19 protein-coding genes are annotated in these 26144 nt (G+C 44.3%); 2 read left to right on the forward strand and 17 right to left on the reverse strand.

All coding sequences use genetic code 11. From position 1 onward, the window contains the following. Positions 1-6 precede the first annotated feature (6 nt). The 14 genes from parE to leuC all read right to left on the reverse strand — a co-directional run bounded on the left by parE (position 7) and on the right by leuC (position 21159). Positions 7-1974 (reverse strand): DNA topoisomerase IV subunit B, encoded by a 1968-nt coding sequence (gene parE, locus BLT91_RS13055; RefSeq protein ID WP_090821502.1) that lies wholly within the window; start codon positions 1972-1974, stop codon positions 7-9. Positions 1975-2039: 65 nt separating this feature from the next. Then, a complete protein-coding gene (locus tag BLT91_RS13060) occupies positions 2040-3032 on the reverse strand; it encodes an ABC transporter permease (protein ID WP_090821504.1) in 993 nt (330 codons plus the stop codon). Positions 3033-3047: 15 nt separating this feature from the next. Further along, positions 3048-4013: an ABC transporter ATP-binding protein gene (locus tag BLT91_RS13065; protein WP_175532283.1), complete on the reverse strand. Its 966-nt coding sequence runs from the start codon at positions 4011-4013 to the stop codon at positions 3048-3050. Positions 4014-4024: 11 nt separating this feature from the next. Further along, a complete protein-coding gene (locus BLT91_RS13070; protein WP_090821506.1) occupies positions 4025-4840 on the reverse strand; it encodes a GDSL-type esterase/lipase family protein in 816 nt (271 codons plus the stop codon). A 175-nt stretch (positions 4841-5015) separates the two neighbouring features. After that, positions 5016-6863: an ABC transporter ATP-binding protein gene (locus BLT91_RS13075; RefSeq protein WP_090821508.1), complete on the reverse strand. Its 1848-nt coding sequence runs from the start codon at positions 6861-6863 to the stop codon at positions 5016-5018. Beyond that, a complete protein-coding gene (locus BLT91_RS13080) occupies positions 6860-8695 on the reverse strand; it encodes an ABC transporter ATP-binding protein (RefSeq protein ID WP_090821510.1) in 1836 nt (611 codons plus the stop codon). The genes BLT91_RS13075 and BLT91_RS13080 overlap by 4 nt, the downstream gene beginning before the upstream one ends. 269 nt (positions 8696-8964) lie before the next feature. Further along, positions 8965-12663: a dynamin family protein gene (locus BLT91_RS13085; protein ID WP_090821512.1), complete on the reverse strand. Its 3699-nt coding sequence runs from the start codon at positions 12661-12663 to the stop codon at positions 8965-8967. 87 nt (positions 12664-12750) lie between these two features. Beyond that, complete coding sequence (locus tag BLT91_RS13090; RefSeq protein ID WP_090821514.1) at positions 12751-13026, reverse strand: NAD/NADP transhydrogenase alpha subunit; 276 nt, start codon at positions 13024-13026, stop codon at positions 12751-12753. A gap of 25 nt (positions 13027-13051) precedes the next feature. Further along, entirely contained in the window at positions 13052-13723 is a 672-nt protein-coding gene (nth, locus tag BLT91_RS13095; RefSeq protein WP_090821516.1) for an endonuclease III, read from the reverse strand. A 197-nt stretch (positions 13724-13920) separates the two neighbouring features. Further along, positions 13921-16641 carry an S-layer homology domain-containing protein gene (locus BLT91_RS13100; RefSeq protein WP_090821518.1) on the reverse strand — a complete coding sequence of 907 codons (2721 nt, stop codon included), beginning with the start codon at positions 16639-16641 and terminating at the stop codon, positions 13921-13923. A 29-nt stretch (positions 16642-16670) separates the two neighbouring features. Then, a complete protein-coding gene (locus tag BLT91_RS13105; RefSeq protein ID WP_090821520.1) occupies positions 16671-17249 on the reverse strand; it encodes a GerMN domain-containing protein in 579 nt (192 codons plus the stop codon). 70 nt (positions 17250-17319) lie between these two features. Beyond that, on the reverse strand, positions 17320-18651 hold the full coding sequence (locus tag BLT91_RS13110) for an N-acetylmuramoyl-L-alanine amidase family protein (RefSeq protein ID WP_175532284.1): 1332 nt from the start codon (positions 18649-18651) through the stop codon (positions 17320-17322). 411 nt (positions 18652-19062) lie between these two features. Next, positions 19063-19668: a 3-isopropylmalate dehydratase small subunit gene (leuD, locus tag BLT91_RS13115; protein WP_090821524.1), complete on the reverse strand. Its 606-nt coding sequence runs from the start codon at positions 19666-19668 to the stop codon at positions 19063-19065. A gap of 69 nt (positions 19669-19737) precedes the next feature. Then, positions 19738-21159, reverse strand: coding sequence for a 3-isopropylmalate dehydratase large subunit (leuC, locus tag BLT91_RS13120; protein ID WP_090821527.1), 1422 nt, complete (start codon positions 21157-21159; stop codon positions 19738-19740). Positions 21160-21326: 167 nt separating this feature from the next. On the opposite strand from leuC, the gene BLT91_RS13125 reads away from it, so the two are divergent. Continuing rightward, the gene (locus BLT91_RS13125) at positions 21327-22220 is read left to right on the forward strand and encodes a LysR family transcriptional regulator (RefSeq protein ID WP_090821529.1); all 894 of its coding nucleotides are present in this window, start codon (positions 21327-21329) and stop codon (positions 22218-22220) included. A gap of 79 nt (positions 22221-22299) precedes the next feature. Here BLT91_RS13125 and BLT91_RS13130 read toward each other — a convergent pair whose 3' ends face one another. Continuing rightward, positions 22300-22740 (reverse strand): SgcJ/EcaC family oxidoreductase, encoded by a 441-nt coding sequence (locus BLT91_RS13130; RefSeq protein WP_368086798.1) that lies wholly within the window; start codon positions 22738-22740, stop codon positions 22300-22302. A gap of 281 nt (positions 22741-23021) precedes the next feature. Here BLT91_RS13130 and BLT91_RS13135 point away from each other — a divergent pair, with 281 nt between their 5' ends. Next, complete coding sequence (locus BLT91_RS13135; RefSeq protein ID WP_090821531.1) at positions 23022-23513, forward strand: cysteine dioxygenase; 492 nt, start codon at positions 23022-23024, stop codon at positions 23511-23513. 56 nt (positions 23514-23569) lie between these two features. On the opposite strand, the gene BLT91_RS13140 is transcribed toward BLT91_RS13135, so the two are convergent. Together BLT91_RS13140 and BLT91_RS13145 are read right to left on the reverse strand one after the other, a co-directional pair. Then, the gene (locus BLT91_RS13140; RefSeq protein WP_090821533.1) at positions 23570-24952 is read right to left on the reverse strand and encodes a glycine--tRNA ligase; all 1383 of its coding nucleotides are present in this window, start codon (positions 24950-24952) and stop codon (positions 23570-23572) included. Positions 24953-25321: 369 nt separating this feature from the next. Further along, positions 25322-26122 carry a carbon-nitrogen family hydrolase gene (locus tag BLT91_RS13145; protein WP_090821535.1) on the reverse strand — a complete coding sequence of 267 codons (801 nt, stop codon included), beginning with the start codon at positions 26120-26122 and terminating at the stop codon, positions 25322-25324. Positions 26123-26144: the final 22 nt, after the last annotated feature.

Below are 26144 nucleotides of genomic sequence, written 5' to 3' on the forward strand. Positions count from 1 at the left end.
TTTGGTCTACTCTACATATTCGGTAAAATCAACGTTCTCAATAATCCAGCGCTTACGTGGATCTACCTTATCGCCCATTAATGTCGTCACACGTCGTTCAGCTTTAGCGGCATCTTCAATCTGTACTTGCAGTAAGGTACGGCTCTCCGGATTCATCGTCGTTTCCCACAACTGCTCCGGGTTCATCTCTCCAAGACCTTTGTATCGCTGAAGCTCGGTGTTTTTACCAAGTTCTTTGACCACAACCTGCAGCTGATCGTCCGTCCAGGCATACCGATGCCCCCCATTCTTGCCCTTTCTTGTCACTTTATAAAGCGGTGGTTGTGCGATATATACTTTGCCCGCATCAATCATTGGCTTCATATAGCGGTAAAAGAAGGTCAAAAGCAGGACCTGAATGTGTGCACCGTCGGTATCTGCATCCGTCATAATAATAATTTTGCCGTAATTCATCTCTTCTAATTCGAATTCAGAGCCAACTCCTGCCCCAATAGCGGAAATAATCGCTTTGTATTCGTCATTTTTCATGATATCGAGAAGCTTGGCTTTCTCGGGGTTCATCGGTTTTCCTTTGAGCGGTAAAATAGCCTGATGCTTGGAATCACGTCCTTGCTTCGCGGATCCGCCGGCAGAATCTCCTTCAACGACAAACAATTCATTGCGCTGTAAATCCTTGGATTGCGCAGGAGTAAGCTTACCATTCAGGTTGGAGCTCTCACTCCGCCCTTTCTTCCCGCTGCGAATTTCTTCCCGCGCTTTACGTGCAGCTTCCCGTGCTTTGGATGCTTGTACAGCCTTCTTCAGCATCATTTGCGCGATTTGCGGATTTTCCTCCAAAAAAACAGTCATTTTATCAGAAACAACTGCATCCACTGCACTTCTTGCAATAGCACTTCCAAGCTGATCCTTCGTTTGTCCAACGAATTCGACATCACCCATCTTAATATTGATGACGACCATCATACCTTCTCGCAGGTCGGTACCATCCAGGTTTTTCTCTTTTTCTTTGAGAATTCCCGCTTTACGGGCATATTCATTCATTACTCTGGTATATGCGGTCTTAAATCCCGTCTCATGCGTACCACCGCCGCGGGTCGGAATGGCATTAACGAATGACGCAATCGTTTCGGTGTAGCCATCATTGTATTGCAGCGCTACTTCGACTTCAATTTCATCCTTTTCCGATGCAAAATGAATGACGGGGTGAAGCACGGTTTTCTCTTCATTCAGGAATTCAACGAATTGGCTCGCACCACCTTCATATTGGAAGGAATCCTGTTTATCTGAGCGATCATCTTTCAAGTTGACGAGAAGACCAGAGTTCAAGAACGCAATTTCTTGCAAACGCTCAGCGAGCGTATCGTAATTAATCGTTGTTCCGCCCTGGAATACGCGTTTATCAGGTTTAAAGGTTACTTTCGTACCTGTTCTGTTGGAATTTCCAATCACTTCTAACCCGGTTGTTGGTTGACCCACATGTTCGATGCCTAAATCATCTACCCAGTATTCAAAACGTTGTTTATGCGTTTTGCCATCGCGATAAATTTCCACTTCCAACCACTCGGATAATGCATTGGTGACTGATGCTCCTACACCATGAAGTCCACCTGATTTTTTGTAGCCAGATCCGCCAAACTTACCACCAGCATGTAAGATTGTAAATACAACCTGCGGTGTAGGAACTCCTGTCTTATGCATACCGGTCGGAATGCCCCTGCCGTTATCCTGAACCGTAATGGACTGATCCTTATGTATCGTTACACTTATTTTTGAACAGTGCTTGGCTAGATGCTCGTCAACCGCATTATCTACGATCTCCCAGATCAAATGGTGCAAGCCTGAAGCACTTGTGCTGCCGATATACATCCCTGGTCTTTTGCGTACGGCAACCAGACCTTCTAGTACTTGTATATCATCGACATCATAATCGGATGTTGGGGCTTTTCCATTCGCAAATTCTAGTTGCTCAGTCATTGAAGCCCTCCTTTATCTAATATTGGGACCTTTGATTTGAGATCAAAGTCTCTCCTTTTTATCCTTTAATTCAATACATCTTTGCGAGAAAATACCGTAAATGAAACGATCAGCGAGGCAATCGCCCAAACACTTAAAACGCTTAGCGAGAATGTCAAGTTCATCCCTTTGATTGGAGGAAGGCCTCCCGTTAAATACTTGGTTAAGTCCAAATTGACCATAAACAAATATTTCGCAGTTTCCCACGAAGACACCATATTCGAAAGAATGGTTCCTGATATTAATACCGCCAGCATGACCCCCATACCTGCTGCTGTGGAACGAATGAGAACGGAAAGCATTAACGACATGAGTGCTACGACTAATGCCGAGAACCAAACCAATCCAAACTCCATCATTAGGAAGAACCATTGATCAACCGCACGTACAAGACTGAAATCCACCTCCGTACCTGTCAATTGAATCCCTGTAAATATAGGCATCGTCCAGCCGTTATAGCCAAAAACGACTCCAGAAATCAAGTAACATAATACACCAGTGGACAGTACAGTTAGCGAAGTAAAGAAGACGACCGTTATTAATTTACTCAATAGGATTTTCCATCGCCGGACCGGTCTTGTCAACAATAATTTAATAGTCCCCGTAGAATGCTCAGATGATACGATGTCAGCTGAAATGACCATGATAATAAGAGGAATGAATAAACCGACAGCATTTTTTACAAATTCACGTGTAAAAGTAACCGCATTCGGTGTACTAGGATCAACATCCTTTTCAAGGTAATAGTTCGCGATTTGAATCTGGACTCTAAGCTGTTGTTTCCATTCTTCCGGCGTTCGTGCCGAGCTTAAACGCTTTTCCCAGTCTGCAATTTTTTGACGCTGATCCGCTTTCCAGTCCGTCGTCCCGAACTGCTTTTGTGTATTTTGGGCAACACGCATTTGTGCGTAAGTGAACATGGGAATTAAAGCAAGTAGGATAAGGATGATGACATAAAAGCGTTTTTTCTTAATCATTTTGATGCATTCATTTTTGACTAGCGCATATAAACTACGCAATTCTCTCACCTTCCCCTATTGAATTGATTCACCTTCGGTTAGGCTTAAGAACAAATCTTCAAGCGTCGGATTTTTGATTTCTACAGCAAAGAGGCTAATTCCTGCTTCCATCAACTGCCGACTTATTTGCGGGACATGCTCCTTATCCATTTGCGTAACGATTTGTTTCACCAATGTGGGTAAGCCAACGGGACTTTCATCAACTATTTCCTCAATAGCTTGTACAAGTGGTGACGCATATAGAAGCCTCTCAGCCTTATCGGCCGGAGACACGGACCAGACAACTTTGCCGCCGTGCGCAATCAAATCATCGACCGCTCCCACTTGAATCACTTGGCCATGACTTATTATCGCAACACGGTCACACATTTGCTGAATCTCGCTTAGCAAGTGACTTGAGACGAACAAACTAAGTCCACCTGCGGCCAAGCGCTGAATGAACTCCCTCATTTCCTTAATCCCTTGGGGATCAAGACCATTCGTAGGTTCGTCCAATATTAATAAACTGGGCCTCCCAAGCAAAGCCTGTGCGATGCCGAGCCGCTGCCGCATACCAAGGGAATAGGTTCGTACCTTATCATGAATACGTTGATCCATAGCGACGATTTCAACGACCTCTTGGATCCGCTTCTCATCGACATCCGTCAGCATTCTTGCAAAATGCTCGAGATTTTCCCATCCAGTCAAATACAAGTAAAGCTCCGGATTCTCAACGATACATCCGACATGGCGCATCGCTTGATTATGCTCCTTGCGTACATCATGCCCACAAATATGTATAGACCCTTCTGTCGGACGTATTAAATCAACGAGCATGCGAATGGTCGTTGTTTTACCTGATCCGTTGGGTCCCAAGAAACCAAAGATTTCTCCAGCATATACATCAAACGAAATCCCTTTTATAATCTCTTTATTTTTAATTTTTTTCTTTAAATTTTTCACGGAAAGTACCGTTGTTGGAACAGTCATTGTTGCTGCCATCTTTTCCCCCCCTACTTCAGAATTTGTACAATTCGATCAGCAATCCGCTCATAGCCGTCCCCGTTAGGATGAAAATGATCGGCAGAAGACAAATATTTGATCAAATTTTGTTCAAACAAATCATAGGTTGGGACAATGACCATTTGAGGATACCGATTCGTCATTTCAAAGACGCGGTTATTCCAGCGCTGTACTATCAGAGAACCTTCTCGTTTCGGGTCTAAATCGAGAAAAGGATGATATAAACCAACATACAACACGGTTGCCTTTGGATTTGCCTTATTTATCGACTGAATAATTTTTTCCATTTTGACCAGCGCAGGCTCTACACGTTTCACAGCACCCTCGGGGTTAAACTCAGTCTTATTTTCCCCTATAAAAAGCCCATCCCCGCCAGCAAAAATATCGTTGCCACCAATCGTCAACAAAATGATGTCCGCCTGGGCAAGTGCATCCTGCGTCTTTTTAAGTGCAAGATCAGAGAGGAGTTGGTCACTTATATAGCCTGGAATTGCCAAATTATTGAGCACGAATACCGGCTTACCCGTTTCCTTCTCTAGCTTTTCACGGACACGGCCAACATAGCCTTTGCCTGTATTATCGCCCGTTCCTGCGGTTAATGAATCACCAAGAGCGACAATTTGAAGCTTACTTTTGCTTTCAATCATCGTTTCTTTCTTAGGAGCTGAAGTCACAAGATTAAGATCTCCGGATGCTTTGGGAAACCATATCTGATTCGCCGCGTAGGCAAAGCCTACGGCGAAAACAATCGTGGATATTGATGCTGTAAGGCCAATTACACTCCATATGAAGCGAGTAGATCTCAAGTAAGTCCCCTCCTGCGAAAAAATGGCATAATTCACTTTAAGAGTATAGCTTCTTGAATAAATTTGCAAACATTACAATACGGAACAGACCCCAAAGGGATCATACGTTCGCCATGTTCATCATAACAAAAAAGCCGCTTAACTGCTACACAGTTAAACAGCTTTTCTCAGAAAGCTAAACGGCGTCTTGCAAAAATTTGTACTGGGCTTGAATAAGTCCATAGTAAATCCTTTGTTCCTTCATGAGTTCCTCATGATTCCCGATCTCCATCATACGCCCATGATCTAGCACAACGATTTTGTCAGCATTGCGAATCGTGGATAGTCTGTGCGCCACGATAAAGGATGTTCGACCAGCGAGCAGCGTTTTCAGAGCCTCCTGAATTTTCAGCTCCGTATCCGTATCAATACTTGCCGTTGCTTCATCCAGGATGAGTACTCGCGGATCTGCCAGCAGCGCCCTTGCAAAGGAAATCAACTGACGTTGGCCCATCGACAGCACGTTGCCGCGCTCTTGAACCTCCGTATCATAGCCATTCTGTAAGCTCATGATAAAATCATGTGCATGAACAGCCTTGGCTACTAGTTCAACTTCTTCATTCGTTGCATCTAAACGGCCGAAGCGGATATTGTCCCGAATTGTACCCGAGAAAATAAACGTATCTTGAAGCACGACACCGATTTGTGAACGCAAGCTTTGAATGGTTACGTTCCGAATATCCTGACCATCGATAAGTATTTTGCCTTCAACAGGATCATAGAAACGGCACAATAAATTCATGATAGTGCTTTTACCCGATCCAGTATGACCGACTAACGCAATAGATTGCCCAGCCTGTACGTCTAAATTAATCCCATTGAGAGCTGGTCTACCTGGCTCATATTCGAATACGAGATTCTCAAACTTCACATTTCCTTGGATACTTGAAAGTGGTTTCGCATCTTCTATTTCAGCGACGCTTGGCTTTTCATCGATAAACTCAAAAATCCGCTCCGCTGAGGCCATTGCAATAAGAAGTTGAGAATACATTTGTCCTAATCGCGTAATAGGTTCCCAGAAATAGCCTATGTAAGTAGCAAATGCAACCAGTAAACCAACTGATATTTCCTCAGTTTGAATTAAATGAGCCCCTAACCAGAACAGAATACAGTAGCCAATAGCCCCTGTAATTTCAATTAAAGGACCAAATGATTGATTGAGCATCGAAGCTCGGTTCCAGGATAACCGATTGACCATATTCATTTTAGTAAAGAACTGAATATTTTCTTTTTCTTGAGAATAGGCTTGGGTGACTCTAATCCCTTGAATACACTCATTTAAATGCGCATTCAGACGAGATTGCTTCATCGTAACGTCCTGCCAAGCGTGACGAATCTTTTTACGTAGCTTGGTCGATATCAAGAACATAATCGGAACAGTCACAATGATCGCAGCACCTAGTTTGAAATTAAAAGTTAACAAAATAATAATTATGCCACAGAGCTGAACAATATCAATTAATAAGTTCACTACACCATTCGTAAACAAATCTTGCAACGAGTTCACATAATTCGTTACACGAACGAGTACGGAGCCAGCAGGACGTGTATCGAAGAAGCGGAACGACAGCTTCTGAATATGACTGAATAAATCATGACGCAGATCGTAGATGACACGCTGGCCAATCATATTCGTGTACTTGATCCGAAAGGTATTTGCTAGCCATTGAATGACATATACGCTTAGCATAATGCCAACAATGAGCAGAAGCAGATTCTTATCCCTAGGTATGATGGCTCCATCAATCGCTTCACGAATGAGCAGTGGAACTGTCAGCTTAGTGATTGCGCCAACCAACATCATAATAATGATAATTGGCAGCATTTGTTTCCGATAAGGCTTCATATAACTAAACAAACGTTTCAGTTGACTCCAATCAAAAGGCTTATCAATCAGTTCATCATCTTGATAAACGAATCGTTGTCCAGCTTGGGATTCTTCTTTTTGGGCAGATGCCTCGGCTTGCTTCGAATTAGAACTCAATGTGCTAACCTTCTTTCTTTCGAAGAGGATTGGTTTTGAGTATCCATATCCGAATCTGTATCCTTAGCAGCTGCAGCTTGATCCCCGGCAGCCGATTGTTGAGGTTGATCCGCATACTGAATCTCATAAGTTTGGCGGTAAAGTCCATCCTGCTGCAGAAGCTCCTGGTGGGTGCCTCTTTGTATAATCCGTCCTTTATCCAAAACAATAATTTCATTGGCGTGCTTCAAGGAAGAAATCCTATGGGCAATGACGAATGTTGTCCGCCCTCTCATAACCTCTCCGAAGCCCGCTTGAATCTCATGTTCTGTTTCCATATCAACAGCGCTTGTTGCATCGTCCAGTACAAGGATTTTAGGATCCTTAATCAGTGCCCTAGCGATGGCAATCCGCTGCTTTTGACCGCCTGACAAGCCTAGTCCGCGCTCACCGACAACCGTGTCATAACCTTCCGGCAGCTCCATAATGAAATCATGGGCTTTGGACAGCTTCGCTGCACGAATAATATCATCCATCGTGACATCCTTAAGTCCATAAGCGATATTGTTGCGTATCGTAGATGAGAACAAGAATGTCTCTTGAAATACAGTCGCAATCTGATTGCGATAGCTCTCTAATTGTAAAGAACGAATATCTTTACCATCCAACAGGACCTTGCCATCTTTCACGTTATAAGCTCTCATCAGTAAGGAAATCACTGTTGTTTTGCCCGAACCTGTGCTGCCCAGAAGGCCAATGACAGAGCCCGGAGCAGCATCAACCGTGAAATTATAGAGTGAAGGCTGTTTTTCCGGATATGAGAATGTGACATTCTCAAAACGCACATGCCCTTTCACATCTTCGTTCTTCAAAGCAATTGCTTCCTGCTGATCTTTCACGTGCATGTATTGATGCAGGATTTCCAAAATTTTCTCACCGGAAGCCTTTGTTTGCGTAAAGTTATTGATATGAAAGCCAAGACCCCACATGGGACCAATGATATACCAAATGAGACTAAAGCAAGCTACGAGCTCACCTAACGTAATGGTATTTTCGATCACCATGTAACCGCCTACACCGAGCAAAGTAACCACACTCAGATTCGCCAATATCTCCATGATGGGAAAATACTTAGCCCAGATCCCTGAGGTTTCTATATTCATGGCCTTATAATCCTCATTGCGAGCTGAAAACTTTGTTACTTCATGAGGTTCACGTGCGAATGATTTCACGGTTCGAACCCCTGTAATATTTTCTTGTACCGCGGTAGTCATCGAACTGAGAGATTGACGCACCATCCGAAAAGCAGGATGAATTTTGCCCTCAAAACGAACCGCAGTAAACGCCAGAAATGGCATCGTTATCATAGTAAGTAAAGCCAGTTTCCAGTTAATCGAGAACATCATTCCCATGCCGAAAATCAGCATCAATAATACGTTTAAAAGCTGCGCAAAGCCGAAGCCGATAAATTGACGAATGGCTTCCAAATCTGCTGTCAATCTGGACATTAAGTCCCCTGTTCTAGCCTGATCGTAATACTGAAACGATAAGTACTGCAGCTTGTTATATAGCGCATTTCGCAAATGATACGCTACGCGGTTACCTAATCGGCCTCCGCTCAAGCCATGAAGAAATTGAAACATCCCCTTCAAAGATACGACGAAAACAACCACGAGCGCTAACTTGGGAACGAGCTCAAATTGTTTCTTAGCGATCACGTCATCGATTAAATACCGAAGCAAATTCGGATAAACGAGACCAAGCGCAGTTGCTGTCGCTAAACATAAAATCGCTCCAAAAAATAATTTTTTCTCTGGCCAAAAATACGGCTTCAGTTGCCTGAACACATCCACTTTGGGGCCCCTCCTCAAGAAGGATAATTTGGAAAAGCTAGGTAAGCGTAATAATACTTAATGAATCTTAACACCATCCCTAGGTGCGAGCAATCAAAGGAATGAGGGATTTAAACGCTTAAACGCTCATAACTCCACAAAAATGTGCAGAAATCCCCGCTATTCTTTAAAATCATCCCAATAACCATAGATGTAAGCCTTTTCATGGAAATGCATAGAAAAGGGTTGGCCATGTTCAATTGAACCGGTCCAACCCTTTTATTTATTTATTAAACAAACGACCTTAATTGATGCTGTTTGGATATAAGTTCGTTCAAATCAATCTTCATTTCCAAGGCATCGCGCATCCCCTCGGCATGTTCATTTAACTGCAGCAGCATTTGATTTTTCTGTTTGTTCAGCCAAATTTCCAATTGATCTGCATAGGCCTCTTCAAGCTCCAATGCTTGCTGCTCGATAAATTGAGCTACCGGTGTTGTCATTCGATTTTCTAGATCTGCCCTGAGCTTGCTTTTACCATCGCCCTCGAAAAATTGCTTCGCATTATTGAAATAACTTTGGAGCATCTTGATAGATATGTCAGGAACTTCTAGTTTAGATCTGATTTCTGGAGTTACAAATGAACTTGACTCATATGTGCCGCTTTCGAATCCTTCCATCACCTGACGAAGCTGCTCTTCCCAACGCTTTACACGGCTCTTACTGATCAGATTCATACGATTCTCGACCCGAAGCGTCGTAGCCAATACTTCTTGGGAAAGATCATAGCCAATCATACGCAGCAGCTCACCCCAAGCGGACTGAAGAGCTAGTTTCGGATCTTTGGCTTCATCCCTGAAGGTTGAAGGATTAAAGGCGTAATTGTACAATTCGCCGAAGCGGTACATCGTCCGCTGCTTGACGTAGTACAAAAGTTCTTGAATTTCCTTCTTCAATTCTTTATGCTCTGTGTCAAAAAGGGTACTTTCCAGCAGCTCTGCTCCGGCATGCTCCGCTTGCCCAAGCTGCGTTAGCTGAAGCTTCCTATGTTCTTCCCCAGATTGCGCACTTTCCAGCCATTGCTGCATCGTAGCAATCGCGCGATTCAGCTCCAAATTAGCCGCATGAATAGAGACCTCGCTAAGCTCATTGAAGGTAAACTTCACAAACTCTTGTTCAAAAGGTCGTATGCCTGATTGCTTAACCAACTCTTCGTTCCCTATTATTTTTCCCTCGGCAGCCAAATAGCTGGAGATTGGATAAATACGCGGATTTCGAATACCGTGCTGCAGCAAATTTGTCTCCACATGTTTAATTACACCATCTAGTTCTTCCGTGCTAGCCGCAAGGTCAGCAGCATTTACGATGAAAAACATTTTATCCATCTCAAAACTATCCTTCACGCGTCCGAGCTGTAAAAGGAATTCACGGTCTGCTTGCGAGAAAGCGTGATTGTAATAGGTCACAAAAAGAATAGCATCCGCATTCTTAATATAGTTAAAAGCTACTCCTGTATGGCGGGCATTAATGGAATCTGCCCCTGGCGTGTCAACGAAAATAATGCCTTGTTCGGTCAATGGATTTGAATAATATAATTCAATAAATTCAACAAAACATGACTTGGATTCGTCAGCGACATAGCTTGGGAACTGATCTTTGGTGATTTTCAGTTCAGTGCCTAAATGGACTTGAGCAAGTGTCCAGCCTTTCTCCACAGCCTTTAGGAAGGAATAGTGCGGCTTTCCTTTTGCCGTGACGTGCGCGGGAGACAATGCGCTTATGCGTTTCAACGCAGATGCCATATCTGTCGCTTGCACGCCAAGTATTTCTAAGGAATAGAGAACGTCCTGCAGAATCGCATCCGCCTTTTTCATCTTAACTTTGGCCGTTCCATGCGGCCAGCCTTCCTGAGGCGGCATGATCTTGTTGATTGCTGCCGTTGTCGGGTTTGGCGAGACAGGCAGCACTCTTTCACCAATCAATGCGTTGGCGAAAGAAGATTTACCGGCGCTAAAGGCGCCGAACAGGGCAATCGTGAACGTCCGCTGCCGCAGACGTTCCGATTTCTCGCGCATGGAGCGCGCGATCGACCTCATCGACGGCAGTCCGTCGATGAGGCTCGAGGCCGCTTGCAGCGCAGCGGCCTTGCGCTCCATGCGCCTACCGTGTTCACCCGTGGTGAACGCGGTAGGCACTGATGACGCTGCCTCCGCAGGGGCAGCTGTAGTGCCTGCGGCCGCCGATGCCGTGGCAGCGGCCTGCAGGATCGTGTCCATGGAGGTCACGCGCAGACCCGCGATTTGCGGGGAGGCTGCCTTCACCTCCATAGGCGAATAATGCTGCGCATCCGGCAACGCTGGCGCGTGCGGTCTTGGCCAGCTGGCCATGCGCAGCAGCTGGGCCTCTGCCGCCGCATCGGCTTCCTCGAGGCGCTGCAGTTCCCGGAAAGCGCTAAGGCGGCCGCCTAGCGCTTCAAGCTCGGCTGCAAGCGCCTCAACCGCTTGCACAGAGTGCTCGCGAACTGCAGCCGCGAGCAGATCAATCACAGCAAATGCTTGTTTGCGATACTGCTGCTTAATATCTGATGACACTTGCTTCATGTAGTTAAGGGTATACTCACCGCCGAAAGTCGCGCCGGAGTTTACTTGTGCCGCAAGCCACTGCGTCGTAACATCAACCTGAAGGGCTTCGATCTGCTCTGTAATCGCTGGATCGTACTGCCCGTGGTCCTGCGCTGCCTTCTTCAAGGCATCCCGCAGATGCCAGTCGAGCTTTGCTTCCACCTGCTCAGCGAGATCCGCCTGAAACGCGGCTAGCCGTTTCTCCGTTTCCACGGCTGTCTGGACAGCTCGTGAGAAAAACCCCACCTTGAACCCAGGCTTCCGGCTCTCCAAATACGCGTGAGCCTGATCCCGGGTTAAGGCCGGCGTAATGTTGGCATTCTCGATAATCATGCCAACTTCCTTACGCAGCCCTGCCGTTAATGCTTCCGGCAGTCCCTTCAAATCCGAAAGCTCTTCCTGCTTTGCAGCAGCTTGCGCCTGAACCTCCTGCACGTCGCCTTCCTGGCTGATCTGCTCCATGAGCTCCGCCTTCTGCGGCTCATGCTGCTCAGCCAGCCATTTGCCGTGCTCTGCTGCCAGATAGCGCGCAGATGCGTCGATGCTGAAGCTTCGCAGCTCATCACCGCGCTCAATCAAACGACTCAGGAGCCATTGCAGCTTCGTATATTCATTATGCGGATGACTCGGCTCCTTCATCGTGACGTACAGCAGATCATCCGGCTCTATTCCCCAGCTCAGAAAGGCTTGCTTCGTTCCCTCCTGATACTGTGCGAAAGGCAGCTCCCATTCTTTGTGTTTATCAATCATATTGACAACGAGATAGAGGGGTTTGCCCCACTCTTTCATCTTCTTCGTAAACGCGAGATTGACTTCGGATTGCACATGGTTATAATCCATGACATAGAACACAACATCCGCTAGATGTAAGGCCGACTCCGTGGATTGATGATGCGCATCGTCCGTAGAATCAATACCGGGAGTGTCCAGAAGCGCTGTATGCTCACCCAGAAACGAAATCGGATAAGTAATCTCTACCGTTTCAATATCAGTGCCATTTACGCAATATGCCTCCAACTCATCAAGCGCGATCGTCTTTGTTGTTCCCTGAGAATCCCCATCGTCTTCCTTCCATCGATGCGTAACATGAGCGCCTGGCGCCCCATTTCGGATACTTACGATGTTCGCACTTGTTGGAATTGGACTGGAGGGGAGCAGCGCATTTCCGCAGAGCTGATTAATTAAGGTCGATTTCCCCGCAGAGAAATGACCGCAAAACGCAATATTCATCCGTCCTGAATCTATTTTGTCGAGCAGCTGTCCTAGCTTAATCGCATTATCCAGATCTCCCGCTGCACGCATCACAACCTGCATTTTCCTGATCGCATCCGGCATGACCGAGATACTTGTATCTATCGCTTGCGCCATTCGTCCATTCCGCTCCTTATATACCGATCTTCTTCACACTTGCCTATGATGATACAGAAAAAAATCTCCCATAGGGAGATTTAGTTTTTAGGACATAACCACTTTTTCTTTTTCCGGTAAGAAAATTTCAAATACATCGCGATGCTGCAAAATCGTAATGTCTGAGTCTTTCACTTTCATCACGACTACCTCAGTTTTAGTTTTCATTTTGTCTATGTAATTCTGAGGAACCTCACCTGATTCACTGACAGTTATACCTTCAATGACTTTTTCCTCATTATCGGCTAATGGCGTGTTAATTACTTGTTCAAAAATATCAGAGAACAATTCAAAACTATTGGTATATACGGCGATGCATTTCATTTCAATCCCATCCTTTGTCTGCATATCATTTGTTTGTAATAGTTTTCCTACTTGCACTCGGTTTCATACGTTTCTTGCCCTCACGGCAATTGTCCAATAATGGGCATATCGTGCATTGCGGGTTCTGAGCTTTGCAGTGATACCGACCGAAGAATATAAGGCGATGATGCGTCTGTGTCCATTCTTCACGCGGAACCTTCTTCATCAACTTCTTTTCAACTTCAAGGACCGAATCATCCCAGCCAGCTAGGCCTAGTCTTTTGGCTACTCGTTCCACATGGGTATCTACGGCAATCGCAGGTACTCCAAAAGCGTTCGATACAACGACATTTGCCGTTTTACGGCCTACGCCTGGCAGCTCGACCAAGTGTTCGTGCTTCTCTGGAATTTCGCCATCAAACTTGTCCAGCAAGAGTTGACACAATTTTTGAATATTGCTTGCCTTATTTCGAAATAGTCCAATCCGACGAATGTCTTGCTCCAGCTCCGAAAGTGGGACGGCCAAGTAATCTTCAGGACACTTATATTTCTGAAATAAATCCAATGTCACCTTATTCACGGTTTCATCGGTGCATTGAGCCGATAGCAGTACAGCAATCGTTAATTCAAACGGATTACTGTGACGCAGCTCGCAATGTGCATCCGGAAAGAGTTCACCTATGGTATCCAAAATATGCCTTACTAACTTCTGCGTCATGTCTTTACTTCCTTAGGGTCGTAATATTCTCCAGTTTAGCGAATTGTGACGTTAGAATCAATGCTTGAAAGCGTCAAAATGCGAACATTTTCTAAAAAATTGCCATATTTATTTTTAAAATAATAAAAAAAACCGTCTGCATTAGAAGTCAAGCTCCTAATATACAGACGGACGAACTTTATTTTTTGTTCAAAACCTTATTTCTCAATCTCAACAATCTTGTTATCCAGCACATAAATCGTGACTTGATCACCAGACACAAAGGAAGACGGCACTACCACTTCTGGCCCTTTATGATAATACGCTCTTGGGAACAGACTATAAGCCGTTTTATCTCCGGCGTTTGTTGCTTTTAAGTAGAATTGATTCACAACACTATTGTAGTTATCTACTTCCCGCTTAGATGCAACTGCGACTTGAATAAGAAGCTTGTCATTTGCGTCTTTCATCACTTGTACACGATCGCCAACCTTGATAGATGCGAAACTCCACTCTACGCCGCCATTAAGCTTTACGCCATAGTTAGTGCCAGCGTTTATCACTTGACTCTTACCTGAGAAATCTTGAATAGTTAGACTGGAACTAGCCGCATTAACTGCTGTTACCTTGCCGCGCAAAGGACTAACAATCTCCGCTTTTATTACAGCCAGACCTTTGAACTTAAGCTTCACATAGTCATCAAGGGCAAAATCATTAACTGAACCTGCGCTTTGATCCGGCTTGCTGATTGGAACACCGTCCAGAGAAATAACATAAGACGTATTAGCATCGTCCGTTACCGTAATCTGACTGCTGTTTATATTGGTCAAAATGGTTTTATAAATGGCTGTCTTACTTGTTACAATTTTCGTAACAATGTTCTGATCGAAGCTAAGTAATAAGCTGACATTATCCCCCACTTTCAAGTCGGAAAGTGTGCTGTTCGGTTTGTTCGCAAGTTCAACCTGCGGTGCATAAGTAAGTTTGAAAGTCAAGTTTTGACCACTGTCTGTTTTCAATGTAATATCATTCGTTTGCAAATTTAATTGCGTTAATGCACCATTCAGTTGGGTAGACATTTGAATTTGTGTAACTGTATCTTTGGAAACTAACAAATCTACATATTTTCCTGCGGTAAACGTGCCACTAAAGCTCGAGAATGGAAGCTTCGTACCTGCATAGGAAATAGAAACGGTATCATTCAATATATAAGCATGCGGTTTGCCTGTATTATCAATAACAGTTAATGATTTCGATGGCTGATCATAGGCAACTATTTTAGCAAAGTATAAATTATCAATAGAACGGTTAGTTACTGTAATCAAAGTAACTTTGTTATTAAGCACGTCCAGCTTAAGCTGATCTCCGGGTGCAATATCATAAATGCTTGCAGTCGCCAAACCATTAATTCGCACTTGAACATTTTCGGCTAATAAGTATGATGCTAACGGTGTGCCAGTCGACTTTGTAATAGTTAGATAGGTTTTATCGTCACTCACATCTTTGAGAGTCCCCTCAACACTAACACCAACATCGGCTTGCTTTTTAACAGCAATCTTAACTACTTCACTATTCTTAATCGTATACTCTACCGTATCTCCGATATGCAGTGAATTCAGATCTACCAAGCTGTTATCTGTTGATGTAATAATCAAGCCTGAGGAGTAGCTGTACGATTCCGGTTGGCCTGAATCGGTCTCGAGCATCGTAATTTGCGCAGTGTCTTTATTCAATGTTTGGATCGCGCCATTTGCTGTTTTATTAACGGGAACCTGCTTAACAATGATGGAAGTAAACTTATCGCTTTTGACAATCTTGCTTTTACGCAATTGAATCGTGCTGCCAGCAACGATATCACCAAGGCTGAGACCGCGACCATCTGTATCTGTTACAGTGACATCCGGAGCCAAATCATAGCTCTCAAAGTCATCCAATGTAGCCTTAAGGGTATTCATATTTAGCTTTAATAGTTTACCCTCTTGGATATCTAACTGAAGCTCATCACTAAGGATTTCAACATAGTAGGCCATACCATTTACTTGAACGAGAGAGACTTCGAACGTTTCTTCTAGTTTGTTCGAAGCAATTGCGTTATCATTTTTGTTCCCGTAAAACACTGTGTTCGGAGAAATTTTATATGTACTTGTATTCCCATCTTTGTCCATAATGCCAATACTGCCGCTAGTTAGGCTAGTCATGTAACCTTTGACAGCACGTGAAGGCAATATAGCTAGTTCTTTCTGCGAACGACTTAGAAACGCAGCCATCTGAGCACGTGTTACAGCCCCTTTAGGTTGGAATGTGCCATCTTCAAAGCCATCAACAACCTTTAGTGCAACGGCTGCATTAACAAAACCTAATGTTGTGCTGCTAATGGCACTATTATCTTGGAAAGCAGTCTGTGTCGTAGATAGACTTTGTGCGAATGCCGCCTTGCCAATGGCGCGAATAACCACTTCAGCTACCCATTCTCTTGTCGCCTTCCGCTGGCCCCACTTCTCTTTGGACTTATCGGTCTGACTTCTAACTTTCTCTTCCTCGTTGGAGATTAAACCCTTTTGAAGAGCAACAGCTACATAATTACGCGCATAGTTATCAACTAACATGAAATCCGGAAAAACAGTTGCTGTCGTCATGGCGTCTACTTCGCCTTGTAAGCCCATCATACGTGTAGCCATAATAAGAACATCTTGCTGCGAAACCGGGTTTTCTGCCCGATAAGCACCATCCTCATAGCCCTCAATTATGCCTTCCAAAGCAAGTTTGGATATATGTCGAATACCCCAGTAGTCCGATTTTACGTCAGGGAATGAAAGCTTAACGTTACTCGCAGTCGTCGACGGTGTTGTATTGACTGATTCAGCCATAACCGGTGTCCCCGCCAAACTTGTTACGATTAAAGAGCTAACAATTGCACTTGCCAATTTCTTATTTTTCATCTTTGATATTGACTCCTCTGCTGCTCCATTTAGTTAGGTCGTTTAATTGGATATGGAAGCTCAAGATGCCCCATTAAGCTATCCACTTGTTTGCCATCTTTCAGCACATACAAAGACTTGACTTCTGGAAATTGAAAAACTGTTTTTTTCAAAGCTTGTAAAAATAATTCTTCACCAGGCGCACCTAATTGCGTTTTGGGGCCAAATTTAAGATCAATCTTCAACTCACCCTTGGCTTTATCAAAAGCAGTATTTGTGAACTTCAGATCATCAAATAATGGTATTGCTTTAGGATCGTCACTCTTTTTGAGTGCATTTAGCGCAGCTTCATACACGTCAGCTTCCTGCTTATAACTGATTGTGACTTCTTTTTCTACAAGTTTCATTTCGTCCTGATCGCTATAAAAGGTTTTTACCTTTTTTTGCTTTAAAGGTTCTGGTGTGGAACTTGGTAAAGGACTTTGTATCAAGGGTGTACTGCTCGGCGCAATCGTAGCTTGCGGTGTTGCTCCACCTGTCAATTGAGCTTTTTGACCGCAGGCGGTTAAAGATAACGTGATGGCACTTACAAGAAGAACACCTTGAAATAGGCGACTTGTTTTAGTCATCTCACTCACTCCTTTAGAGTTTTGCATAGCAAAACTAACTTCGAAAGCATACGCTTAATGCCTTCGTCTCTTATTTGAGGTTCAAGTATTCTTTGATGGCAGCAGCAATGGAAGCCGCTACTTTGTCTTGAAATGCTTCCTTGTACATGGCGGACTCATCATTCTTATTGGATAGATATCCCACTTCAACCAGAACCGCTGGCATTGTTGTTTTCGTGATGACTCTGAAATCGGCTTGGCGCACTTTGCGATCCGCAAATCCTGCTGCGGCAACTACATTTTTATGGATGACATTCGCAAAAGCCATGCTTTCCGGTCTGTTATAGTACGTTTCTGTGCCTGATATCGTTGCTTTGGCGCTATTCCCATGAATCGATAAGAAAAGATCCGCCAGATTGTTATTAGCAAAAGATACCCGGTCATCCAGTGGAATGAACGTATCATCAGATCTGGTCATTAATACGGCAATACGCTTGTCCTGAAGAAGAAGACTCTCTACCTTCTTCGCTGTTGCGAGTGTAAAATCCTTCTCATGCCTGCCTGTTATAGACAAAGCGCCTGGGTCTTGATCGCCGTGACCTGCATCAATCACCACGGTTAACTGATGCTCCCCAATCGAAGCAGTCCATTGATTTGGAAGCTTAGTAGGCTGAGCATGATAGTCCGCCGTACCTTTCAAATCCAAAATAATTCTTACTGTTGCCGGGTTATCCGTAAAGTTCGAAAAACGTACTTTCTGCACAAGCGGATGCTTAGATGGCAATTCCCCAGCATTATTGACTAGCAGCTTTTGAAGAGAATCATCTAGTGTCGTATTTGGGAAATCAAATACAATTCGATTCGGATTTGATAATTTCATGATCGTTGGAACCAATGAACCGTCTTTTGCGTTAACGACCAAATCTTTATCTGATAACTCGATCGATGTCAGCAAGTGTACACTAGAGTCTGGTGTTTTCGTCCCTGTCCCTGTGCCCGTCGTTGGCGGCTTTGGCGGTGTTACCTCGCCATGATCATGGTTTTCCTCGTCATCAATTGGTCCTGTGACTGGCTTGGAATCGGAATCGTCTTTTTTGAACATATGTACGGATGTGGTTAAAGAGTCCCATTTAAATTCAATACCCAAAAACTGACCAATGAAACGAAGTGGCAGCATGGTATTACCTTTTTCAATGACGGGCGCAACTTCTAAGCTTTCCTTCTTGCCTTTAATTAGTGCCGTTTTGCTGTCGATAACCAGTTCAATGTTCACATCGTTTTTGACAATGGTAACCTTACGTGTGGTTTCATCCCAACTCACCTTCGCACCGATTTCTTCAACGATAATCCTTACAGGTACAATCGTATTCCCGCTCACAATACGGGGCTGGACTTCATTAGACACCAGCTTTTTTTCATTCATATAGAGATTAATGCCACTAGGGGATTCCGCTCCCAATGCGTAAGATGGCAGGAGCAGCATGCAAACAAGCAACGTCAAACAAAATGCAGAAAATTTCATCATTCACCTCTATGTAATGTCGGAATTAGGATTGTTATCTTAAACACTCGAAATCTATTTCTTAAAAACTAGCAGCAACTTATCCATTGTAGCAAAATAGTCATACGCCCGACAGCAAAACCTCCGTTCCTTCGACAATCTAGTAATCTATTAGACGTGAGAAACTGCCAAAAGTTGCAAAAATGAATGATAAAAAAACGAACCTTTAGAATCGCTTCTAATGCTCGTTTTAATTACAATAACTTTGATACATGGGCAAAAAAAAGACGCCGCCAATGAAAGATCTCATTGGTTTGCGTCTTCGATGACAACTTATTTATAAGCCAAACGCTTTTGGTGAGCTTGCTCATAAGCAGTGATTTTTTCTTCGTGCTGAAGTGTTAAGCCGATGTCATCCATGCCTTGCAGCAGGAATTGACGACGATGCTCATCCAATTCAAAATTAATACTAAGCCCGTAATCATCAGTCAACTTGTTGTTTTCCAGATCGACATTTAACTTGTAGCCTTCGTACATCGCTGTACGAGCGAACAAATCGTCAACTTGCTCTTCCGAAAGCTTGATTGGCAGAATGCTGTTTTTGAAGCAGTTGTTATAGAAGATGTCGGCATAAGACGGCGCGATAATGACGCGGAAACCGAAATCTTGAATGGCCCATGGTGCATGCTCACGAGAAGATCCGCAACCGAAGTTTGCTCTGGAGAGCAGGACCGATGCTCCTTGATAGCGGTCTTGGTTTAATGGGAAGTTCTCGATCACATTGCCCGCCTCATCCCATCTCCATTCGAAGAAGAGGAATTGACCGAACCCGGAACGCTCAATTCTTTTGAGAAATTGCTTAGGAATAATGGCATCTGTATCTACATTTACGCGATCCACAGGACCTACTAGGCCTGTATGTTGTTTAAAAGCTTCCATGTTTTCATTCTCCTTAAAGTTTTGCTTTAGCAAAACTAGCATCGTAAGCATTGCCTTAATCAGCCCAAATTAAGCTTGTTGGTATTCTTTGATTTCCCAATCGCGAACGTCGTAGAAGTGACCCTTGATTGCTGCAGCAACAGCCATTGCTGGGGATACGAGATGCGTACGTCCACCGCGGCCTTGACGACCTTCGAAGTTGCGGTTGGATGTCGATGCACAGCGTTGGCCTGGTTGCAGAACGTCTGGATTCATTGCCAGACACATACTGCAGCCTGCATCGCGCCATTCGAAGCCTGCGTTAGAGAAAATTTTGTCCAAGCCTTCTTTCTCAGCTTGAATTTTCACACGTCCAGAACCTGGAACAACGATTGCAGTTACGCTTGGATCAACTGTGTAACCTTGAGCAATTTTTGCAGCGGCACGAAGGTCTTCAATTCGTCCGTTTGTACAAGAACCGATGAAGACATAGTCAACTTTGAGGCTCGTCATTGGAGTTCCTGGTGTTAAATCCATATATTCAAGCGCTTTTTCAGCCGCTTTACGTTCATTTTCTGTTTCGAAGCTTTGCGGATCCGGAACCAATGCATTAACGCCTGTTCCCATGCCTGGGTTTGTGCCCCAGGTGACTTGCGGGATCAAGGAATCCGCATCGAAGTCAACAACGCGATCGTATGCTGCCCCTTCATCTGTCACATATTGCTTCCACGTTTCAACCGCTGCATCGAAATCTGCGCCTTGCGGCACATATTCTCGACCACGCAGATAGTTGAATGTCGTTTCGTCAGGAGCAATCAAGCCTGCTCTTGCTCCACCTTCAATGGACATGTTACAAACGGTCATACGCTCTTCCATCGAAAGTCCACGAATCACTTCGCCCGTGTACTCAATGACATAGCCTGTCGCGAAGTCAGTGCCATATTTCGCAATAACGCCAAGGATCAAATCCTTCGCTGTTACGCCTGGCTTCAAACTGCCGGTAATACGTACTTCCAACGTTTTGGCTTTGGATTGCTGCAGTGTTTGTGTAGCAAGAACGTGCTCCACTTCACTTGTTCCAATCCCGAAAGCGAGCGCACCGAACGCACCGTGTGTCGATGTGTGGCTATCGCCGCAAACGATGGTTTTGCCCGGATGTGTAAGGCCAAGCTCAGGTCCCATAACGTGTACGACACCTTGGTCGAGGCTGTCTAGGTCGAATAACGTAACGCCGAAATCACGGCAGTTTTGTGAAAGTGTATCAATTTGTTGTTTGGAAATGGGATCCGTAATGTTGAAACGGTCTTTTGTCGGTACGTTATGATCCATTGTTGCGAATGTAAGATCAGGTCTGCGAACTTTACGACCCGATAAACGAAGTCCTTCGAAAGCTTGCGGTGATGTTACTTCATGCACCAGCTGCAAGTCAATATAGATAACGCTAGGTTTGCCTTCTTCCTGGTTAATCACGTGATTTTCCCAGATTTTCTCGAACATTGTCTTTTTACTCATATCCAGTCACCTCTTGTCATTATCCGCTCAATTTGTAAATGTCTTACCCTCATAACGTAGTTTATCATGGATATCATCATTGCTCCAAGATATAATAACTATAAGCTTGATAGATATTACCTATTAATTGAAAACCTTAAAGTTGAAAATTAGGAGATGTTTTTACCATGGAATTACGTCAACTTCAATATGCGATTCAAATCGCGATCGAACGGAACTTCTCACGCGCCGCGGAGAAACTTCATATCGCCCAGCCTTCTCTAAGCCAACAATTGTCCAAGCTGGAGAAAGAAATCGGCGTCCTTCTTTTCCAGCGCAGCACCAACTCGGTTGAGCTCACCCATGCAGGAGCACTCTTTGTAGAAAAATCGCAAAAAATTCTCGACATGGTTGAGCAGCTTAAGAAAGAAATGGAAGACATTTCGCAAATGAAAAAGGGCCGTCTTGTGGTAGGCAGTATGCCAATCACGGGATCGACCATTCTTCCTTTTGTAGTTCCAGCCTTTCAATCCGCTTATCCGGATATTGAAATTACTCTCGTTGAGGAAACCTCATCTAACCTAGAAACCCTTACGATGAATGGCCAAACTGATATCTCGCTTCTGTCTTTGCCTTTACGTGAGGATTCTCTTGTATATGAGACATTGCTGGAGGAAGAAATTGTTCTCGCGGTGCCCCCACAGCATCCATTAGCCAAAAGCAAAAAACCAATTCGTATAGATCAGCTTGAAAAAGAAGCTTTTATCGCCTTGAAAAAAGGGCAAGGCTTCCGCAAGCTAACTTTGGATCTGTGCCAAAAGGCAGGCATCATCCCCAGTATTGTCTTCGAATCCAGTAATATGGAAACGGTTCAGTCACTAGTCGCTGCAGGTATGGGCATTGCTTTTGTTCCCTATTTAATCTCGAAAAGAAGCTACAGCGAATTATCACCTGTTCACCTCACGCTTGAAGGCAGTCCAACTCGCACACTGGTTATTGCTTACCGTAAAGGCAGGTATATCTCCAAAGCTGCCGAGGCTTTCATCTCCACGATGAAAGAGGTCATGCGCACAATCGGTTAGCTTTTATTCTCGAACAAATATGACTTCACAGATATCGATGGCAGACGTATGCCTCCATTTCGGGTTTAGATTCATCCGCTCATTTCATTAACCATTTTTGAATAAAATTCGGCGGTTGGATGCGGCAATTGTGAAAAGCCGCAATTTTCCAATCGCCTTTCTCTTTGACAAGCACATTCGTATTAATGGAATCTCTGTTCTTTGGCGCCTTTTTCTGCCATCTGAGTTTGATAGCCCCTACACAGTGGGCAACAGCCATGTCAGGAGATAGAAATCGGATCTGGATCGAGCCGCCGTCCGTCATCGAGGAGCCTCTGAGCACACCATTAAAAAGCTTCTGATGAATATCTGCAATCGCTTGACGCCCCTTGATATGCTGTCCATTGAAGGTCACATAGTCCGCATCTTCTGTAAAACATTGACCAAATGCTTGCCCATTATATTCATTCCATGCTTTACCCAGCGCCTCGAAAATAGCATTTATTGCATTCTCATCTTGTTCTTTTCCTTTCACAATCATCAGCTCACATCCTCTCTTTAATAACTTTAATATTTAATAACCAAACCTGAGCGGTTTTTCCGCAAGTGAACACTTCCAATTTTGACATAAGAGCCCCGTCAAGGAATCGCACTGGGGTAGGAATAAATCCCGGTCTGCAGCCCGATTACATGCCTTTTCATTTATTTCTAACCAAATACCCTAACCCTTTGACCTCTGAAAGCATATAATATAAAAATTTCTTATCCATTTCCCAATAAAAAATGATAAAGAGATAGCAATAAGCTTAGGAGGCTGAAACCATGATGTTATTAAGAGCAATTGAGCAGACATTCTGTAAGTTGCAAGAACCCTCTCTAGATCAGCTAAAAGCAGCGCTGCAATCCATAGATTGCTTACTGCACAATGTCCCTGATTATAAAACTGAGCCTCAACAGCTCTCTTATGGCCGTAATGTTATTTACAGCACTAAGAATCTTGAAGTGATTGTGATTCACATTCCCGCTTCTGGGTCAACAGCGATTCACAACCATGGATCGTCTGTAGGAACCGCTTGTTTGATCAAGGGTTCGCTAGTCAATACCAAGTTCCTCTTGGACTCAGAAGGCTACCCCATCGCCCAAGCAGATGACTTTATTAGAGCCGGAGAATACTTTGAAGCTCCTCGAGAGCAAATCCATCAGCTTAGTAACCCTTTTCACGAACCAGCTATTTCTGTTCATGTTTATAGCCCACCTCTTGATAATGTTAAACGCTACTTGCCTTACAGTGAAGTCCTCGATTATGTCATCTAAAAAAAGACCCCCTGCAAACTCACGCGTTAGTCGGCGTGCTCACAGGGGGTTTGGTATTAAAATTGAAGTGAATCCTCAATGAATGCTTTCAATTCGGAAATTGGGATCCGTTTTTGTTCCATTGTGTCACGGTCACGAACCGTCACTTGACCATCAGTTTCGGACTCGAAGTCGTATGTGATACAGAATGGAGTACCGATTTCATCGTGACGCCGGTATCTTTTACCGATCGAACCTGTATCATCGTAATCCACCATGAAATGTTTCGCAAGATCGGCAAATACAGCCTGTGCACCTTCATTCAACTTCTTGGAAAGTGGGAAAATAGCTGCTTTAATAGGTGCAAGCGCAGGATGGAAGTGCAGGACTGTACGGCTGTCGTCTCCTTCCAGCTTTTGCTCTTCAAATGCATCAATCAGGAGTGCTAAAGTTACGCGGTCTGCGCCAAGCGAAGGCTCGATACAGTAAGGAATGTAACGTTCGTTCGTTTCTTGATCGATATAGTTAAAGTCTTCACCGGAATGCTCCATGTGCTGCTTCAAATCAAAATCCGTACGATCCGCGATACCCCAGAGTTCGCCCCAGCCGAACGGGAATTTGTACTCGATATCTGTCGTAGCATTACTGTAATGGGACAACTCATCGTCGTTGTGATCGCGAAGGCGAAGATTATCCGGTTTTGCGCCTAGGGACAACAGCCAGTTATGACAGAAGCTTCTCCAGTACTCGAACCACTTCATGTCCTCGCCTGGCTTACAGAAAAACTCAAGCTCCATTTGTTCGAATTCACGAGTTCGGAACGTAAAGTTACCTGGCGTAATTTCGTTACGGAAGCTTTTACCGATTTGGCCGATACCGAATGGCAGCTTTTTGCGCATCGTGCGTTGAACGTTTTTGAAGTTGACGAATATCCCCTGTGCTGTTTCCGGACGCAAGTAAACTACGTTAGTGCTAGCTTCTGTTACGCCTTGGAATGTTTTGAACATCAGATTGAACTGACGAATATCCGTGAAATCCTTGCTGCCGCAATCCGGGCAAACGATGTTATGCTCGACAATGAGCTTCATCATATCGTCAAATGTCATCCCATCAACGATGATTTCGATATCTTTTTCAGCCAGTTTATTTTCAATCAATTTATCTGCGCGGTGACGAGCTTTACAGCTTTTGCAATCGATCATCGGATCGTTGAAATTACCGACATGGCCGGATGCTACCCATGCTTGTGGGTTCATCAAAATCGCCGCGTCAAGCCCCACATTATAAGGGGATTCTTGAATGAATTTTTTCCACCAAGCACGCTTGATGTTGTTTTTCAGCTCGACACCAAGCGGACCGTAATCCCATGTGTTAGCCAAACCGCCATATACCTCTGAACCTGGGAAAACAAAACCTCTGTGTTTCGCTAATGCTACTACTTGATCCATGGTTACACTCATTGTTCATTCGCTCCTTCAGCTTCTCGTATATAGGTCAACAACCTTTGACGACCGTTTGGATATGAGTAAACGCAAAAAAAGCTCAACATCCAAAGGCATCAAATAATGCCTAGGGACGAGAGCCTTACGCACCCGCGGTTCCACCCTAGTTGATACACCTATACTAAGCGCGTATCCCCTTTATCGTATTGGCTCCGGATAGCCTTTTCCTTGAGCTTCAGTCTGGGCTCTCACCGTCCCCAGCTCGCTGAACTTGAAGTTGTTCAAGTACTATTCATCCCTCACAGCCACAATTGATCATTCAATTGGCTTTAGTTTACAGAAAAACCTATAAAAAATCAAATCGGAACAGGTATATTTCTATTTTGACTAATACAAGTGTGGACGACGGTCTTCAAAGACTGGAATTTTCTCGCGAACTCGCACAACTTCAGCCAAATCGATGGTAGCATGCAAAATCGCTTCGCTCTCATCGCCTTCCACCAGCACCTCGCCCCAAGGGTCAATAACCATGGAGTGTCCGAAGAAATTCGTCGTACCGCTGGTTCCGACACGATTGCAGGATACTACGTACATCTGATTCTCAATGGCTCTGGCCATGAGCAGCGTACGCCAGTGGTGTAAGCGTGGGTGTGGCCATTCCGCAGGTACGAATAAAATCCGCGCTCCATCCAACGCTAATTTGCGTGCAAGCTCTGGGAAACGAATGTCATAACAGATCATCGCGCCAGCCGGAACGCCTTCAAGCTCAAAAAGGCCAAGCTGGTCACCGCTATGAAGAAACTTTTCTTCGTCCATGAGACGGAATAAATGGATTTTGGAATACTCCATTATTTCCGCGCCTTCGCGGTCAAAAGCATATATCGTGTTTAGAACGCGATCTTCTCTTTTATCAGCTATCGATCCGCCAATAATAATCACACCATTTGTTCGGGCAAAATCACTTAAAAATGCCTTCGTCCGCTCCCCATTTGGGTCGGCAAGCTGCTGAATCTCAGTCAAGGCATAGCCTGTGTTCCACATTTCAGGAAAAACGATAACATCAGGCCTTTGAGCTGCTTGAACCGCTTGTTGAAGAAGTTTTTCTAATTGCGCAAAATTCGTATCGGGTTCACCGATTTTGATATCCATTTGAATAAGAGCAATGTGGAGATGCTGTGAATCTGACATGCTGTGAAGGCTCCTTCCAGTG

It is taken from the genome of Paenibacillus sp. yr247 (assembly GCF_900103825.1).
Lineage (GTDB): Bacteria > Bacillota > Bacilli > Paenibacillales > NBRC-103111 > Paenibacillus_E.

Coding starts and splice junctions, on each gene's coding strand:
- BLT91_RS13085 (WP_090821512.1), bottom strand. CDS start 12,663: ATGGCGCAAGCGATAGATACAAGTATCTCGGTCATGCCGGATGCGATC.
- BLT91_RS13090 (WP_090821514.1), bottom strand. CDS start 13,026: ATGAAATGCATCGCCGTATATACCAATAGTTTTGAATTGTTCTCTGAT.
- BLT91_RS13125 (WP_090821529.1), top strand. CDS start 21,327: ATGGAATTACGTCAACTTCAATATGCGATTCAAATCGCGATCGAACGG.
- leuC (WP_090821527.1), bottom strand. CDS start 21,159: ATGAGTAAAAAGACAATGTTCGAGAAAATCTGGGAAAATCACGTGATT.
- BLT91_RS13145 (WP_090821535.1), bottom strand. CDS start 26,122: ATGTCAGATTCACAGCATCTCCACATTGCTCTTATTCAAATGGATATC.
- parE (WP_090821502.1), bottom strand. CDS start 1,974: ATGACTGAGCAACTAGAATTTGCGAATGGAAAAGCCCCAACATCCGAT.
- BLT91_RS13105 (WP_090821520.1), bottom strand. CDS start 17,249: ATGACTAAAACAAGTCGCCTATTTCAAGGTGTTCTTCTTGTAAGTGCC.
- nth (WP_090821516.1), bottom strand. CDS start 13,723: ATGACGCAGAAGTTAGTAAGGCATATTTTGGATACCATAGGTGAACTC.
- BLT91_RS13065 (WP_175532283.1), bottom strand. CDS start 4,013: ATGGCAGCAACAATGACTGTTCCAACAACGGTACTTTCCGTGAAAAAT.
- BLT91_RS13110 (WP_175532284.1), bottom strand. CDS start 18,651: ATGAATGAAAAAAAGCTGGTGTCTAATGAAGTCCAGCCCCGTATTGTG.
- leuD (WP_090821524.1), bottom strand. CDS start 19,668: ATGGAAGCTTTTAAACAACATACAGGCCTAGTAGGTCCTGTGGATCGC.
- BLT91_RS13130 (WP_368086798.1), bottom strand. CDS start 22,740: ATGATTGTGAAAGGAAAAGAACAAGATGAGAATGCAATAAATGCTATT.
- BLT91_RS13135 (WP_090821531.1), top strand. CDS start 23,022: ATGATGTTATTAAGAGCAATTGAGCAGACATTCTGTAAGTTGCAAGAA.
- BLT91_RS13140 (WP_090821533.1), bottom strand. CDS start 24,952: ATGAGTGTAACCATGGATCAAGTAGTAGCATTAGCGAAACACAGAGGT.
- BLT91_RS13100 (WP_090821518.1), bottom strand. CDS start 16,641: ATGAAAAATAAGAAATTGGCAAGTGCAATTGTTAGCTCTTTAATCGTA.